Below are 13,563 nucleotides of genomic sequence, written 5' to 3' on the forward strand. Positions count from 1 at the left end.
GTCGCCCGGTTCTCCGGTCTTCAAGACCCGCAAACCCCCGCCCCGCCGGTCTCCAACGGCCGCAAACCCCCACGGAGCCTGGGTGTGGGGCGGTTGGCGATGATCGAAACGGGGGTTTGGTGGTCTTGAAGACACGCGAACCCCGGCGACACCGTGATCGCAGCCCGGGTTGGGGCGTCTTGGAGACCGCTCAACCCCCCGCGTGGCGGTCGCCAACGGTGTCGAACCCGCCCCGCGCGCTGGGGCTCGCGGGGGTCGGGTGGTCTTGAAGACCGGCGAACCCCGGGCGCCGGAGGCGCGAAGAGGCCCCGCGCCGCGTGGTGGCGGGTGACAATGGGGTGTGTCCACCCTCAGTGAACTCCTCGCCGAGCACACGCGGCTCCCCGGTACCGCGGTCGACCACCTCCAGCTCGTCGTGGCGGAGTGGCAGCTGCTGTCCGACCTGTCCTTCGCCGACTTCCTGATGTGGGTCCCCACCGAGAGCGCGGAAGACGCGGAGAACACCGACGGCGCCGCCGAGCCCGGGGAAGCGGCTGAAGAGCGCTTCCTGTGCGTGGCCCAGGCCCGGCCGACGACCGCGCCGACCGCCCACCCGGAGGACATGGTGGGCACCGTGGTCACCGCCGCGGAGCACCCGCAGCTGCGCAGGGCCATGTCGGAGGGCCGGATCTGCCGCGAAGAGGACCCCCGCTGGCACCTCGGAGTGCCGGTGCGCCGCGAGACCATCCCGGTGCTCATCGACCGCAGGTGCGTCGCGGTGCTGAGCCGGGACATCAACCTGGCCGTTCCCCGCGTGCCGAGCCCGCTGGAGATCGCCTACCTCGGCAGCGCCGCCGACCTGTGCCAGATGATCGCCGACGGCACCTTCCCCGCGCCCGAGCCGACGCCCGGCGCGCACACCAGCCCCCGCGTCGGCGACGGTTTCATCCGGCTCGACCCGGCGGGCGCGGTCGTCTTCGCCAGCCCCAACGCGCTGTCGGCCTACCACCGCATGGGCCACGCCTCGGACCTCGTCGGCGTGCACCTGGCCCCGCTGACCAGGTCGTTGATCTCCGATCCGTTCGACGCGACCGAGGTCGTGCAGCGGGTCCGCGCCGCACTCGACGGCAAGCCGAGCATGCGCGTGGAGGCCGAGGCACGCGGCGCGATGGTGCTCTTCCGCGCGCTGCCGCTGCGCCCGCGCGGTCAGTCCGCCGGCGCGCTCGTGCTCGTCCGCGACATCACCGAGGTGCGCAGGCGGGACCGCGCGCTGATGTCCAAGGACGCGACCATCCGTGAAATCCACCACCGCGTGAAGAACAACCTCCAGACCGTCGCGGCGCTGCTGCGCCTGCAGGCCCGCAGGACGGGCAGCGACGAAGCTCGCCAGGTCCTCGAGGAGTCGGTGCGCCGGGTGACCTCGATCGCGCTGGTGCACGAGACGCTGTCCATGTCGGCAGACGAGCGGGTCAGCCTCGACGACGTCGTCGACCAGGTCATCCCGATGATGAGCGATGTCGCGACCGCCGAAACGCGGGTCGTGGTCCGCCGCGAGGGCAAGTTCGGCGTCGTGCCCGCCGAGCTGGCGACGCCGCTGGTGATGGTGTTGACCGAACTCGTGCAGAACGCCTTCGAGCACGCCTACGAGCAGGGGCAGCGCGGCGACGTGCTGGTCACCGCGGAGCGCTCGTCGAAGTGGCTGGACGTCGTGGTCTACGACGACGGACGGGGGTTGCCACCGGGGTTCTCGCTGGAGCGGACCAAGTCACTGGGCCTGCAGATCGTGCGCACCCTGGTCGAGTCGGAGCTGCGCGGCTCGCTCAGCCTGCGCAGGCGCACCGCGGCCCCCGGCACGGAGGCAGTGCTTCGGGTACCGCTGAAACGCCGCCGATAGTCGTATACGTGAATGCACACGTAATTACCGATGAACCGAAGATAGCCCGGACATAACTGAGGGCCGACACCTTTGTCGCCAGGTGTCGGCCCTCAGAAATATATGTGGGAGTGTCAGCCTGCAATCAGGCACCGCTCCGGGCCCGGGTGCGAGCGTTGCGGCGCTTCAGCGCACGACGCTCGTCTTCGCTCATTCCGCCCCAGACGCCGGCGTCCTGGCCGCTTTCGAGTGCCCAGGTCAGGCAGTCGGAGATCACGGGGCAGCGACGGCACACGGCCTTCGCCTCGGCGATCTGCAGCAGCGCAGGCCCACTGTTCCCGACCGGGAAGAACGTCTCCGGGTCTTCGTCGCGGCAGGCCGCGCGGTGGCGCCAGTCCATTGTTCCTAGCTCCTCGCCAGGCGCGATAATCACGCCAGTTGTGGGGTTGGGGTGTCGTTCGTGGGTGCTTGTGAATGCTTTCACGAACTCCGGCGATGTCAAGAGGTCCGAACCAAATCGGTGAGGGAACTCACCACATGGGGGGACCGGACTGACCTGCGGTTTCAGGCCGTAACCGGACCTTCGAAAATCTTGCCTCGCGATGGTGTGCCGATCGCGGTGCTGCCGCTGAGGGTCTACACCACTACCTGCAGTGCGCCGGGCACCGAAGTGAAGCGCACCTCGGTCCGCTCGCCGAGCAAGTCACCATCAACCTGCAACTTTACCGGATTCTCGCACGTGATGCGCGTCCATTCAACGTCGTCTTCGCGGAGGAGGTGTACGCCGCGAGGATCGGGAGCGCTCCGGGTTGCCTGGGCGAGGTGTTTTACCACCGTGAGTGGACGAACGTTACTCAGAGCGAACACGCCGAGCCCGGAGTCCAGGGAACAGTCCGGGTTCAGCCGAAGTGGACGGTTCCCGTAGTAGGTCCAGGGGTCGGTGTTGGACACCAGCGCGATGTACTGACCGGTGATCGGCTCCTTGCCGGGAAGGTGCACGGTCAGCTGCGGCTCCTCGCGGCGCAGGCGCAGGTACCTGCCGATGGCGACCTTCGCGTAGAGGAAGGGAGTCGCCTCCTTGCGCTTGACCCGCCGCTGCTCGACCCCGGCCACCACGTCGCCGTCGTAGCCGAGCCCGGCGTTGAAGGTGAACCAGCGCTCGTCGGCGCGGCCGAGCCCGACCCGCCTGCTGCTGCCCGACTCGATCGCGTTGAGCAGCTTGTGCGTGGCTTCCAGCGGGTCCAGCGGAACGCCGAGCGCGCCCGCGAAGACGTTGGCGGAGCCGCCGGGCACCACGCCCAGCATCGGGGCGTCCGGGCGCACGCCCTCGGCGAGCAGGCCGTTGACCACCTCGTTGACCGTGCCGTCCCCGCCGTGGGCCACCACCAGGTCGAAGCCGTCGGCGACGGCCTGGCGGGCGGCGTCGGCCGCGTGACCCCGGTACTGGGTCTCCACCAGGTCCAGCTTGGTGTCGCTGGCCAGGGCGTGGGCGATGACGTCGCGGCCCGCCGGGGTGGTGGAGGTGGCCTGGGGGTTCACCACGAGAAGGGCACGCACCCCAGCAGCGTATGACAGCGCGTGACCAGGTGCGCGGCACAAGGGCTCGGGTTAGACGGACCTCACTCTCGAACGAGTGATGCATGCCCTACCGGGGCGGGTCCCGGTCATCGCCCGCGCCGGGGTGCCCGCGAGGAACGGTCGGGCGGGGAGGCGGGTGCGGGGGCTGGGCTAGCATCGCGGCTCGTGACCAGTCGCGTTGCCGCCCCGACCGCCGTTCGCGCGGCGGGTGCGCTCGTCGCCCTCGAGGGCCTCGCCGGTGTGGTGTTCGTGGTGGCGCTCGTGGTGCGCGCCCTGACCGGGGCGCCCGAGCCCGGCAAGGTGTTCGGTGAGGCGGCCTACTTCTCCGTGCTGACGGCCGGTGTCATCGCCGTGGCCGTGGGGCTGGTGCTCTCCAAGCGCTGGGCGCGCACGCCGGTCGTGGTGATCCAGCTGCTGCTGCTCGGGGTTGCCTGGTACGCGTTCGGGCCCTCGCACCAGTACCTCTACGGCGGGCTCATGGCGGTCTACTGCTTGGCCCCGTTGGTGCTGCTGTTCACCGCGCCGGCCAAGGACTGGGCGATGGGCATCGGCGAGTACGCGGACGCGGGCGCCGACGACTGACCCTGCCGCCACTTGGACAGTGGCGGCAGCGACGTGATGCCGACCCCGGCGATCACCAGCACAGCAGCGACGCAGCGCAGAGGCGTCAGGTCCTCGCCGAGCAGCAGCGCGGCCGAGCTCATCCCGAACAGGGGCACCAGCAGGGAGAACGGCGCGACGGCCGTGGCGTCGTACTCGCGCAGCAGGTAACCCCAGACGCCGAAGCCGAACAGCGTCGCCGCCCACGCCACGTAGAGGGTCGCACCCACCCCCGGCAAGCTGAGCGAGCTGAGCGCGGCCAACCCCGCCGACGGGCCTTCCACCAGCAAGGACAGGCCGAGCAGCGGCAGGATCGGTACGACGCTGACCCACACCATGAACCGGAACATGTCCGGTGGCTGGGCGCGGCGGGTGATGATGTTGGACAGTCCCCAGCACGCCGCCGCGCCGATGGCCAGCAGGAACGCCGCCAGCGGGCTGGACGCGCCGTACTCGACCGCCACCAGCGCGATCCCGGCGAACGCAACGGCCATGCCGGTGAGCCGCCTCCGGCCAGGGCGTTCGCTCAGCAGCAGGGCCGCGAAGAGCGCGGTGAACAGCGCCTGGCTCTGCAACACCAGCGAGGACAGGCCCGCCGTCATGCCCGCCTTCATGCCCACGAAGAGCAGGCCGAACTTGGCCACGCCGAGCACCAGGCCGACGCCGATCACCCAGCGCCACGCGACGCGCGGCGGGCCGATGAACAGGACCGCGGGGATCGCGGCCGCGAGGAACCGCAGTGCTGAGAAGAGCAGCGGCGGGAACTCGTCGAGGCCGATCTCGATGACGACGAAGTTCACGCCCCACACCGCTGCGACCAGCACCGCCAGTGCGACGTGCTTCGGCTTCATGGCTCCCATGGGATGAGCTTCGGCCGAGTTCCCGGTTAAGCACTAGTGCGTTGTTGTAGAGCGTTCCGTTTAGCATCGCTTCATGATTGACCTGGGTCGGCTCCGCGCGCTGCACGCCGTCGCCTTGCACGGCTCGATCGGCGCGGCGGCCTCCGCGCTCGGCTACACGCCGTCGGCGGTGTCGCAGCAGCTCGCGAAGCTGGAGCGCGAGACGAGGACCCCACTGCTGGAGCGGCGTGGGCGCGGAGTGGTGCTGACCGATGCGGCGCTGATGCTCGCTGAGACCGCCGGGCAGGTGCTCGGACTGGTAGAGCAGGCGGAGATAACCCTTGAGGCGCAACGGGGAACGCCCGTCGGACGGTTCTCCGTCGCCGCGTTCGCCACGGTGGCCAGGGGCCTGATGCCGTTGGTGCTGGCCGATCTCGCGCTCCGCTTTCCCGCGCTGGACGTGCGGCTGACCGAGGTCGATCCACCGCAGGCCGTGGACCTCGTCGCGCGCGGTGACATCGACCTCGCGGTCGTGCACGACTGGCAGAACACGCCGTTGGCGGTCCCGGACGGGCTCTCCCGCGCGCCGATCGGCGAGGACGCGGCGGACGTGCTTCTGCCGCGAGGGCACCCGCTCGCCGAACGCGACGTGCTGGTGCCGGAGGACCTGGCTGACCAGCGGTGGATCTGCCAGCAGCCAGGGGCGATCTGCCACGACTGGCTGATCCGCACGCTGCGCGACGCGCACGTCGAGCCGGATGTCGCCCACCAGGTCGTGGAGTACCAGACGCAGAAGGCGCTCATCGCCGCCGGGCTCGGCATCGGCCTGCTGCCGAGGCTCGGGCGGGGCGAGCTGCCGGACGGGATCGTCGTGCGCCCGTTGCGGCCGACTCCGACGCGGAGGCTGTTCGCGCTGTGGCGCGCGCGGGCCAGCCGCCGACCGGCGATCACCGTGCTGGTGGACGCGCTGCGGGAGCACTGGGACGCGCGCGACAGTGCTGACGGGGTGTAGTCCCGGGGTCGCACGTCCGTGGCGCTGCGGTAGCTCGCACCGGTGGACCACGGGTGCGGGCGGCATGTCGATCAGGCTTCGAGCCGAGCCCTGCTCAGTCAGCCCGACGAGCAGAGAGGTGGCCCGCGGTGATCACTCAGGAAATGGTCCAGCAGTTGTTCGGTGACGAGGTGTTCGACCGGCACGGCGAGAAGATCGGCAAGGTCGGTCAGGTCTACATGGACGACCAGACGGGCCAGCCCGTGTGGGTCACGGTGCGCACCGGGCTGTTCGGCATGAAGGAGAGCTTCGTCCCGCTGAACCAGGCGCACGTCAACGGTGACGCGGTCCACGTCCACGTGAGCAAGGACCAGGTCAAGGACGCGCCGAGGATGGACGCGGACGGCGGTCACATGTCGCGGGCCGAGGAGCAGCAGCTCTACCGCTACTACGGCATCGAGTACGCGGCGCTGCCCGGCCAGCGCCAGAGCGAGCGCGGCCAGCAGCGCCAGCCGACCGAACGCGCTCAACAGCGCCAGCCGAGCCAGCAGCCCTCGCGCGACAACGCGACCGAGATGACGCGCTCCGAGGAACGGCTGAAGGTCGGAACGGAGCAGGTGGAGACCGGCAGGGTCCGGCTGCGTAAGCACGTCGTGACCGAGCACCAGCAGATCTCCGTGCCGGTGCGCCACGAGGAGGTCCGGCTCGAACGGGAGCCGATCACCGACGGCGACGCGCGGGGCTCCGCGAAGATCGGCGACGCCGAGCAGGAGGTGGTCCTGCACGCGGAGAAGCCGGTGGTGAGCAAGGAAACCGTGCCCGTGGAGCGGGTCAGGATGGCCAAGGAGACGGTGACCGAGCAGCGCAACGTCGAAGGGGAGGTGCGCAAGGAAGAGATCGAGGTGGACGACTCCTCGAAGCGCCGGAAGAACACGCCTTGAGAACCGTTGTCGGCGGGCGTGGCGCGCGCCCGCCGACAACGCTCAGGACAGCTCGGCGATCGCCGAGACGATGAGGTCCCAGAAACTGGGGACGTCGAGGGTGGTCGCGACCTCCGCGTTGACCGGGCGGCCGGTCACCCCGTGGAAGTCCACGACCGTCGCGCCCCGCGTGTGCTCCCCGGTCAGCTCGATCGCGACAGCGGCCGGGACCGTGGTGACGACGGCGGGGTCGATGAGCCTCGCGACAGCGACCGGATCGTGCAGCGGCGGGGCAGGGAAGCCCCAGATCGCCTTGTAGGTCGACGCGAAGAACGTCAGCAACTCCACGCAGAGCTCCGCCAACGGGCTGCCGATCGCGGCGATGCGGTCACAGACCTCTTGTGTCGCAAGGGCAAGGTGGGTGATGTCGAGCCCGCACATGGTGATCGGCAGGCCTGAGGTGAAGACCAGCTCGGCCGCTTCCGGATCGCAGTAGATGTTGAACTCCGCCGCCGGGGTGGCGTTGCCCAGCCCGGCGGCTCCGCCCATCAGCACGATCCGCGCGATGTGCGGCTTGACCTCGGGGTGATCGCGAAGCAGGACCGCGATGTTGGTGAGCGGACCCGTGGGGACGAGCGTGACCGGCTCCTCGTGGGACAGCAGGATCTCGCGCGTCAGCGTGATCGCGTCCACTGTGGACAGTTCAACGGTCGGCTCGCCGAAGCGCGGTCCGTCCAGGCCGGACTCGCCGTGGACCTCCACCCCGCCGATCTCGGCGCCGACCGCCGATGCGTTGCCGCTCAACGGTTCCGCGCGTCCCTCGGCGATCGGGACGTCGGTGATGCCCGCCGCCGAGCAGATCCGCCGGGCGTTCAGCGTGGTCCTGGCCAGGGTCTGGTTCCCGGCGACCGTGGTGATCGCGAGCAGGTCGATCGCCGGGTTCGCCGCCGCGAGCAGGATCGCCAGCGCGTCGTCGTGGCCCGGGTCGCAGTCCAGGATGATCGGCGTCGGCACCGCGCGTCAGCCCTTGGCGGCGAAGTCGGTGAGCGCGGCGTCGGTGAGGCGGTGCATCTCCCACTCGTCCATGGGAAAGGCTCCTACGGACTTGTAGAAGTCGATCGCGGGCGTGTTCCACTTCAGCACCGACCACTCCAGGCGCTGGTAGCCCTTGCTCACGCACTCGCGCGCCAGCTCCACCAACAGCGCCTTGCCGAGCCCGGAACCGCGCCGCGCGGGGTCGACGTAGAGGTCCTCCATGTAGATGCCGTGCGTGCCGCGCCAGGTGGAGTAGCTCAGGAACCACAGGCAGTACCCGACGACCTCGCCGTCGACCTCCGCGACGTGGCCGAAGACGGCGGGCGCTGCGCCGAAGAGCGAGGCGTGCAGCTGCTCGGAGGTCAGGTGGCACTCCTGCGGCGCCTTCTCGTACTCGGCGAGCGCGTGCACGAGGCGGACCACACTGTCCACATCGGACGGTTGGATGCGGCGGACTGACACGTTCGGATCTCCTTACACGGGTGGGAGGTTGAGGTGCACGAGCTGGGGAACTCCGCGTTCGAAGCCGAGCGTGGCGACACCGGCCGTGCCCATCGCGAAGCCGACTCCGGCCCCTGCGCGCAGCCCCACCCACCTGGCCACCAGCACGCGGCTGAAGTGACCGTGGCCGATCAGGACCACGTCGCCGGTCGCGAGCGCCGGTTGGATCTTCGTCAGCACCTTGTCGGCGCGAGCCGTCACGGAGTCGGCGGTCTCACCGTTCGGGCACGGGTGCGTCCAGACCGTCCAGTCCTCGACGGTCTCGCGGATCTGCGCGGTGGTCAGGCCCTCGTAGTCGCCGTAGTCCCACTCCGCGAGGTCCTCGGTGACGTCGTCGGGCGTGCCGAGCCCGGCCAGCTCAGCCGTCCGCGTCGCGCGCTCGCGCGGGCTCGACAGCAGCAGCGCGGGTTTCTCCGTGCCGCGGAGCCGGGCGAGCACCCGGCCCGCGGCGACGGCCTGCTGCTTTCCTTCGCTGGTGAGGGGAATGTCCGTGCGACCGGTGTGCTGGCCGGTCGCCGACCACTCCGTCTCTCCGTGCCGCAGCACGTACACGAGTCCGTTCGGCATGCACCGAGTCTGTCAAGAGAGCGAGCCGAGCGCCTTGTCGAGCTGGTCGAGGCAGGTCTGCGCGGCCGACACGGAGTAGCCGTCCCACCAGGACACCGGGTCCAGCTCGATGACGCGACCCGCGCGCACGGCGGGGAGCTGCTGCCAGATGCCGCCCTTGGTGACCTTGTCGAAGGTCGTCGCCGCCTTGTCGACCAGGCCGCCACCGCCGACGAAGTACAGCAGGACGTCGGAGTCCGCGAGCACGCCCACGTTCTCCTCGCTCAACGTCACGTAGGTGGCGCTCGGGGAGGAGCGGTCGGTGGAGGCCGGGCGGCGCGCGCCGAGGTCGGAGAGCACCGCCGAACCGAAGATCGGCCCGCGCACGATGCGCAGCTCGTTGCTGGTGAATCGCAGCAGTGCCAAGGAGTTCTTCGCCAGCAGCTCGCGGTGCTCCGCCCTCAGCGCGGCGACGCGCTCGGAGTGGGTGGTGAGCCTGCGGTCGATCTCCGCGCGTGCGCCGAGGACGTCGCCGATGGTGCGCACGGACTGCTGCCAGCCCACTCCGCTGCCTGCGTTCTCGTAGGCCACCGTCGGCGCGATGCCGGTCAGCTTCGCGTAATTGTCCTTGAGCCGCTGGGTGTTCCCGATGATCAGGTCCGGGCGGAGTCCGGCGAGCTGCTCCAGGTTGAGCTGGTTGAAGCCCAGCGCGGTGAACCCGGCGGCGGGCGCGGGCACGTACGGCGGCAGCGGCTGGCCGCCCTGCAACGTCTCCGAGGCGATGAGTGGAACTCCCAGCTCCAGGCTGACCTGGAGGCCGCCGTTGCTGTCCAACGACACCACGCGCTCCGGCTTGACCGGGATCGAGCTGGTGCCGAGCGGATGCGTGACCGAGCGCATCGGCTTGTCGCCGCCGCCCTTGCGGCCGAACGAACAGCCGGAGACGGCGAGCAGACCGGCTGCCGTGAGCAGGCCGCGCCGAGTCAGTTCGGCGTAGGGGGTCGTCGGGCCGCCGCCGAGCACCGGGAGCTGGCCATCCAGGTCGCGAAACACGGCGTGACGGTATTTCTTAGGCTTGCCTAATGTCCAGCGGTTGCCGGAGCTTGGACACCGCCCAGAGCTGCCCACGCGCGTCGTCGTCGAGCAGCGGACACGTCAGGCACATCGTCTGCACGCCGTCGGTGAAGTCCAGGCAGCACGCGCCGCGCACGCCCCACGACTCGCTGTCGGAGTCGCCGTAGCTCGCCAGCACCGGCCGCGAGCGGCGTGGGATGCCTGCCGCGTGCAGCTCCTCCGCCAACTCGGACGCCCGCGCCCACGCCGCCGCTCGATCCCGGCCCAACTGCCTGGCCAGGTTCAGCATGCCGAAGTGCACCATGTCGATCACGTAGCTCCACAGCGTGCGCGCACCCACCCGCGACTGCGCGCACACCTCAATGACCAGCGGAGTGACTGTCGCGACGAAGTCCTGCGCCAGGTCGCGGTCGTCGGCGGCGATCTCTGTGACCACCATGCGCCTGCGGTCGATCTCGCCGTCGTAGTGGAACCAGTAGTGCTCGGCGTCCACGCGCGGCGCGGCTTCGAAGAAGTAGACCGACGCGGCCGTGCAGAAGATCAGCTCACGCAGCAGCAGTCGCACGGCTTCCATCGCGCGCGGGCCCGGTGGGATCGCTTTGTCTTGTGCCGCAAGGAGTGTGCCGACGTGCTTGCGCATTTCGACCGCCGTGAGCCAGCCGTCGCCGGAGGGCGCGTCCTCGGCCAGCTCCGGTAGTGGGGCAAACGCCAGCCCCGCGCAGCGTTCGCGCAGCTCATCGATCACCCGGCCACTGTGGCATTTCCGAGGCGCGCCCCGAAACCCGGGTTTAACCGAGACGACGCAGGAAGCGGCGGTGCGGCCGCGCCTCCTGGCTCACCTCACCGGTGGCCACCCAGCCCGCCCGCTCGTACACCGCGATCGCGCGCTCGTTGTCGTTGATCACCCACAGTTCGAGCGTGTCCCGGCCGATGGCGCGCGCGTGCTCGTCGACCTCGCGCAGCAGCTCACTCCCCACGCCGCCGCCCCACGCGTCCGGGTCGACCGCGAGGTAGAAGACCTCCACCGTCTCCGCCCGAGGCGCCACCAACGCGAACCCCACCGCCCGGCCCTCGCGCCTCGCCATGATCAGCTCCGCGCCATCCAGGCTGAGTCGGCGCAGGATTCCCGGCATGGCCTGCTCCACCGTGGCGGGCTCCGCCTCGTCGTCGCGGCGAGCCGTCGCACGCGCCCAGATCGCGGCCGCTTCCCTCACTTCTTCGTTGTGCACCAAACCATCTTCGCTGACCTATTGTTCAACGCGCTGACGCGCGATCGAGGCCAGCGCGGTTGCTTCGTGTTCATGACGATGGTCGGTTGCTGCCACGTGTTCGAAGACCTCAGCCTGTAGCAGGTACCAGTTCCTCAAAGCGCTCGGTTCGTTGGGATAGCGAGCTAGTAGCCACGTTCGGGCATCTTCCAAGCGGTCCGGCAGCCCCGACTGCCTAATGGTGGGCCTGATCACCATGCGCTCCCCTGTCTGGGTCCGTCGGGCGTGATGACCACAGAAGACACCGGGTGTCGGGCAACAACCCGGACAAACTGTCCGGGGGTTACCGAGCCTGGTTCACCGCGTCGAGCACCGCCGACCAGGGGAGTTGCTTCCCTGAAGAACTGCGCGGCTCGTGCAGCGGCCAGACCTCATCGCCGTAGACCAAATGGACCCCGGCTCGACGGAGTGCCGCCAGGTGGTCGTTCCAGGCCGGGTGCCGGGCGTGCGCGGCATTGACTCGGGGAAACACAACAACGGGCAGATCGTGGGTTCCGATCGCTTCGTTGACCTGAGTCAGCGCCTGGTTGTCGGCCAGGCCGAGGGCGAGCTTGGCGATAGTGTTCGCCGAGGCGGGCGCGACGACGTAACAGTCGACGGGCGGATGCGGGCTGCGCTCAGACGGCGATCGCGGGTCGACCCGCACCGGGAGCCCGGTCGCTCTTTCGATCTCCGCCAGCGCGCCGGTTTCGGTGAGCCACCGCCCAGCAGTCGGTGTCAGCGTGACGCCGACCGTCCAGCCCGATTCTTGAGCCGGTCGGATAAGACAGGGAAGTAGATCCTCAACCCCACCAGCACCCGAACCGACAACACCGAGCACGCGACCGGTCATGGTCACCTCACCGCCCGACAACGCTCAGCGAATGCCAGCAGCGAAGACGACTTCTTGCCGCTGGTAGCAGGGGAACGGCGGTAAATCGACCGAACAACCTCGCGGACAACTGCACTGTGCCGCACGATCCCGGGCGCTTTCCGTTCTGCCGTAAAGAGAATCTGCAGAGCCTTGTCATCCTTCGCGACCAAGCTAAGCGCCCGAGCCACGTCGATCATGTGGCCCACCTGTCGTTCGAGCGGAAGGTGTTCGGTGCTCGTGTGCAGGCCCGCGTCCGCAACCTGCCCAATGTCGCCAAGGTCGAGAGCGACTGACACGCGATGCAAAGCCACGTTGGACGGGCCGAAGCTGGTCGTCCAGTAGTTGGCGTCCCTACCAAGCTGTTCTGCCGCTTGCTCTGCACGGTTCAGCAGTTCGTTCGCCGTCGACCTGTCTTGGTGTCGCGCAGCCGCCACTGCGGTACGCAGGAACAGCATTCCGTACAGGCTCAACGCTGCCGGGTCCCCAGCTTTCATCCGCGGAGCAAGCCAACGGGCAGCCGCGTCACCAAGCTCCAAGGCGTCTTCGAACCGCCCAACCGCAAGCAGTGCATGCGTTCCTGAGCGCGCGGCCGAGGCCAACACCAACGGATCGTCAGCATCGTCGGCCGCTTGAGTCGCCCTCTCCGCAGCGATCCAGGCAAGGTCCGCTTCACCGATCTTGCTCAACGCCGTCGCGGCCAAATGATGGATCCGAGCCGACACCGCAGCACACGAACGCTTGTACGACGGTTCGTCAGTCGAGGCCACTTCGAGGCGCTGCGCCGTTTTGATCAGGTTCGGCAGCGCCGACACCACGCGGCCGAGGTCGCCTCGCTGGTAGTCCGACCACACCGCCTCCGTCAGCGCTGCGACCGGAGCCGGGTCGAGGTACTCAGGGGAGATCTCGGAGGAGTACAACGTCCGCGACAACCTGCGCGGCGCCATCAGCGCGTCACGGATAGCCGGAACGTCATCGTGGTTGTCGTCATCCTCCATCAGCACCGGCTCGCCGAGCAGGTCTCCAAGCGTGACCCGAAGCGCCTTGGCAACTTCGGTAAGCACGTCCAGCCGACGAATCTCCCGCTCGCCCCGCTCGATCTTGCTCAGCCAGTCCTCGGAGCGATCCACGAGGCCCGCGAGCACCGCCTGCGACAGCCCACGCCGACGCCGGTAGAAGGCAATGCGCTCCCCAACACTGAGCTGATCACCACCACCTCGCACCAACTCAGGCTAGCAACCACCTGTCGCAGGCCCCGGTGTCCAGAGTTTCTTTTCTTCTTCAAGGCGGCCCTCTGCGGGGCCGCTGGTCGTTTGTGCCTGCACCCGTCACATAGCTCAGCCCCAGAGGTGTTGTTCGGCGCCTCCAAGCGGGCCTGACGGGCCGCGTCGGCGCCAGCGAGACAACCGCGGCTGTCCGTGACGGACGAGGCCACGACCAGTAACCCCCGCAGGAGGCCACCACATGTCCACTGGAAGCAGGCTTCATCGAGGCCGGTGCGGAAGACTG

General features: G+C 69.2%; 16 protein-coding genes. 4 read left to right on the forward strand and 12 right to left on the reverse strand.

The window, feature by feature from the left end:
* Nucleotides 1-340 precede the first annotated feature (340 nt).
* Nucleotides 341-1,873: a sensor histidine kinase gene (locus ABD798_RS21175; RefSeq protein ID WP_344877453.1), complete on the forward strand. Its 1,533-nt coding sequence runs from the start codon at nucleotides 341-343 to the stop codon at nucleotides 1,871-1,873.
* Nucleotides 1,874-1,997: 124 nt separating this feature from the next.
* Here ABD798_RS21175 and ABD798_RS21180 read toward each other — a convergent pair whose 3' ends face one another.
* Together ABD798_RS21180 and ABD798_RS21185 are read right to left on the reverse strand one after the other, a co-directional pair.
* Nucleotides 1,998-2,252: a WhiB family transcriptional regulator gene (locus ABD798_RS21180; RefSeq protein ID WP_030426778.1), complete on the reverse strand. Its 255-nt coding sequence runs from the start codon at nucleotides 2,250-2,252 to the stop codon at nucleotides 1,998-2,000.
* A 236-nt stretch (nucleotides 2,253-2,488) separates the two neighbouring features.
* Nucleotides 2,489-3,409 carry a diacylglycerol/lipid kinase family protein gene (locus ABD798_RS21185; protein WP_344877457.1) on the reverse strand — a complete coding sequence of 307 codons (921 nt, stop codon included), beginning with the start codon at nucleotides 3,407-3,409 and terminating at the stop codon, nucleotides 2,489-2,491.
* 186 nt (nucleotides 3,410-3,595) lie between these two features.
* Between ABD798_RS21185 and ABD798_RS21190 the strand changes: the two genes are divergently transcribed.
* Nucleotides 3,596-4,012: a hypothetical protein gene (locus ABD798_RS21190; protein WP_344877459.1), complete on the forward strand. Its 417-nt coding sequence runs from the start codon at nucleotides 3,596-3,598 to the stop codon at nucleotides 4,010-4,012.
* Here ABD798_RS21190 and ABD798_RS21195 read toward each other — a convergent pair.
* Nucleotides 3,916-4,881, reverse strand: coding sequence for an EamA family transporter (locus tag ABD798_RS21195; RefSeq protein ID WP_344877461.1), 966 nt, complete (start codon nucleotides 4,879-4,881; stop codon nucleotides 3,916-3,918). The genes ABD798_RS21190 and ABD798_RS21195 overlap by 97 nt on opposite strands.
* Nucleotides 4,882-4,963: 82 nt before the next feature.
* Between ABD798_RS21195 and ABD798_RS21200 the strand changes: the two genes are divergently transcribed.
* Together ABD798_RS21200 and ABD798_RS21205 are read left to right on the forward strand one after the other, a co-directional pair.
* The gene (locus ABD798_RS21200; protein WP_344877463.1) at nucleotides 4,964-5,881 is read left to right on the forward strand and encodes a LysR family transcriptional regulator; all 918 of its coding nucleotides are present in this window, start codon (nucleotides 4,964-4,966) and stop codon (nucleotides 5,879-5,881) included.
* Between the two features lie 143 nt (nucleotides 5,882-6,024).
* Nucleotides 6,025-6,801, forward strand: coding sequence for a DUF2382 domain-containing protein (locus ABD798_RS21205; protein ID WP_344878650.1), 777 nt, complete (start codon nucleotides 6,025-6,027; stop codon nucleotides 6,799-6,801).
* A 42-nt stretch (nucleotides 6,802-6,843) separates the two neighbouring features.
* Here the strand turns inward: ABD798_RS21205 and ABD798_RS21210 are convergent, their stop codons facing one another.
* From ABD798_RS21210 to ABD798_RS21245, 9 genes are all read right to left on the reverse strand, one after another.
* Nucleotides 6,844-7,794, reverse strand: a complete 951-nt coding sequence (locus ABD798_RS21210; protein WP_344877465.1) for a nucleoside hydrolase — start codon at nucleotides 7,792-7,794, stop codon at nucleotides 6,844-6,846.
* Between the two features lie 6 nt (nucleotides 7,795-7,800).
* Entirely contained in the window at nucleotides 7,801-8,277 is a 477-nt protein-coding gene (locus ABD798_RS21215; RefSeq protein ID WP_344877467.1) for a GNAT family N-acetyltransferase, read from the reverse strand.
* 12 nt (nucleotides 8,278-8,289) lie between these two features.
* Nucleotides 8,290-8,883 (reverse strand): acid phosphatase, encoded by a 594-nt coding sequence (locus tag ABD798_RS21220; protein WP_344877469.1) that lies wholly within the window; start codon nucleotides 8,881-8,883, stop codon nucleotides 8,290-8,292.
* 12 nt (nucleotides 8,884-8,895) lie between these two features.
* Nucleotides 8,896-9,915 carry an iron-siderophore ABC transporter substrate-binding protein gene (locus ABD798_RS21225; RefSeq protein ID WP_344877471.1) on the reverse strand — a complete coding sequence of 340 codons (1,020 nt, stop codon included), beginning with the start codon at nucleotides 9,913-9,915 and terminating at the stop codon, nucleotides 8,896-8,898.
* Between the two features lie 16 nt (nucleotides 9,916-9,931).
* Nucleotides 9,932-10,681: a hypothetical protein gene (locus tag ABD798_RS21230; RefSeq protein ID WP_344877473.1), complete on the reverse strand. Its 750-nt coding sequence runs from the start codon at nucleotides 10,679-10,681 to the stop codon at nucleotides 9,932-9,934.
* Nucleotides 10,682-10,724: 43 nt separating this feature from the next.
* Entirely contained in the window at nucleotides 10,725-11,165 is a 441-nt protein-coding gene (locus ABD798_RS21235; RefSeq protein WP_344877475.1) for a GNAT family N-acetyltransferase, read from the reverse strand.
* 18 nt (nucleotides 11,166-11,183) lie between these two features.
* On the reverse strand, nucleotides 11,184-11,402 hold the full coding sequence (locus ABD798_RS37240) for an AMED_5909 family protein (protein ID WP_425549250.1): 219 nt from the start codon (nucleotides 11,400-11,402) through the stop codon (nucleotides 11,184-11,186).
* An 85-nt stretch (nucleotides 11,403-11,487) separates the two neighbouring features.
* Nucleotides 11,488-12,036 carry a flavoprotein gene (locus ABD798_RS21240; protein WP_344877477.1) on the reverse strand — a complete coding sequence of 183 codons (549 nt, stop codon included), beginning with the start codon at nucleotides 12,034-12,036 and terminating at the stop codon, nucleotides 11,488-11,490.
* A gap of 2 nt (nucleotides 12,037-12,038) precedes the next feature.
* Complete coding sequence (locus ABD798_RS21245) at nucleotides 12,039-13,277, reverse strand: helix-turn-helix domain-containing protein (protein WP_344877479.1); 1,239 nt, start codon at nucleotides 13,275-13,277, stop codon at nucleotides 12,039-12,041.
* Between the last annotated feature and the right edge of the window lie 286 nt (nucleotides 13,278-13,563).

The sequence above is a fragment of the Allokutzneria multivorans genome, from assembly GCF_039537405.1.
Lineage (GTDB): Bacteria > Actinomycetota > Actinomycetes > Mycobacteriales > Pseudonocardiaceae > Allokutzneria > Allokutzneria multivorans.

Bases quoted from the DNA above. Each gene is read 5' to 3' on its own strand.
- ABD798_RS37240 (WP_425549250.1), bottom strand. From the start codon at position 11,402: ATGGTGATCAGGCCCACCATTAGGCAGTCGGGGCTGCCGGACCGCTTG.
- ABD798_RS21180 (WP_030426778.1), bottom strand. From the start codon at position 2,252: ATGGACTGGCGCCACCGCGCGGCCTGCCGCGACGAAGACCCGGAGACG.
- ABD798_RS21200 (WP_344877463.1), top strand. From the start codon at position 4,964: ATGATTGACCTGGGTCGGCTCCGCGCGCTGCACGCCGTCGCCTTGCAC.
- ABD798_RS21240 (WP_344877477.1), bottom strand. From the start codon at position 12,036: ATGACCGGTCGCGTGCTCGGTGTTGTCGGTTCGGGTGCTGGTGGGGTT.
- ABD798_RS21205 (WP_344878650.1), top strand. From the start codon at position 6,025: ATGGTCCAGCAGTTGTTCGGTGACGAGGTGTTCGACCGGCACGGCGAG.
- ABD798_RS21220 (WP_344877469.1), bottom strand. From the start codon at position 8,883: ATGCCGAACGGACTCGTGTACGTGCTGCGGCACGGAGAGACGGAGTGG.
- ABD798_RS21195 (WP_344877461.1), bottom strand. From the start codon at position 4,881: ATGAAGCCGAAGCACGTCGCACTGGCGGTGCTGGTCGCAGCGGTGTGG.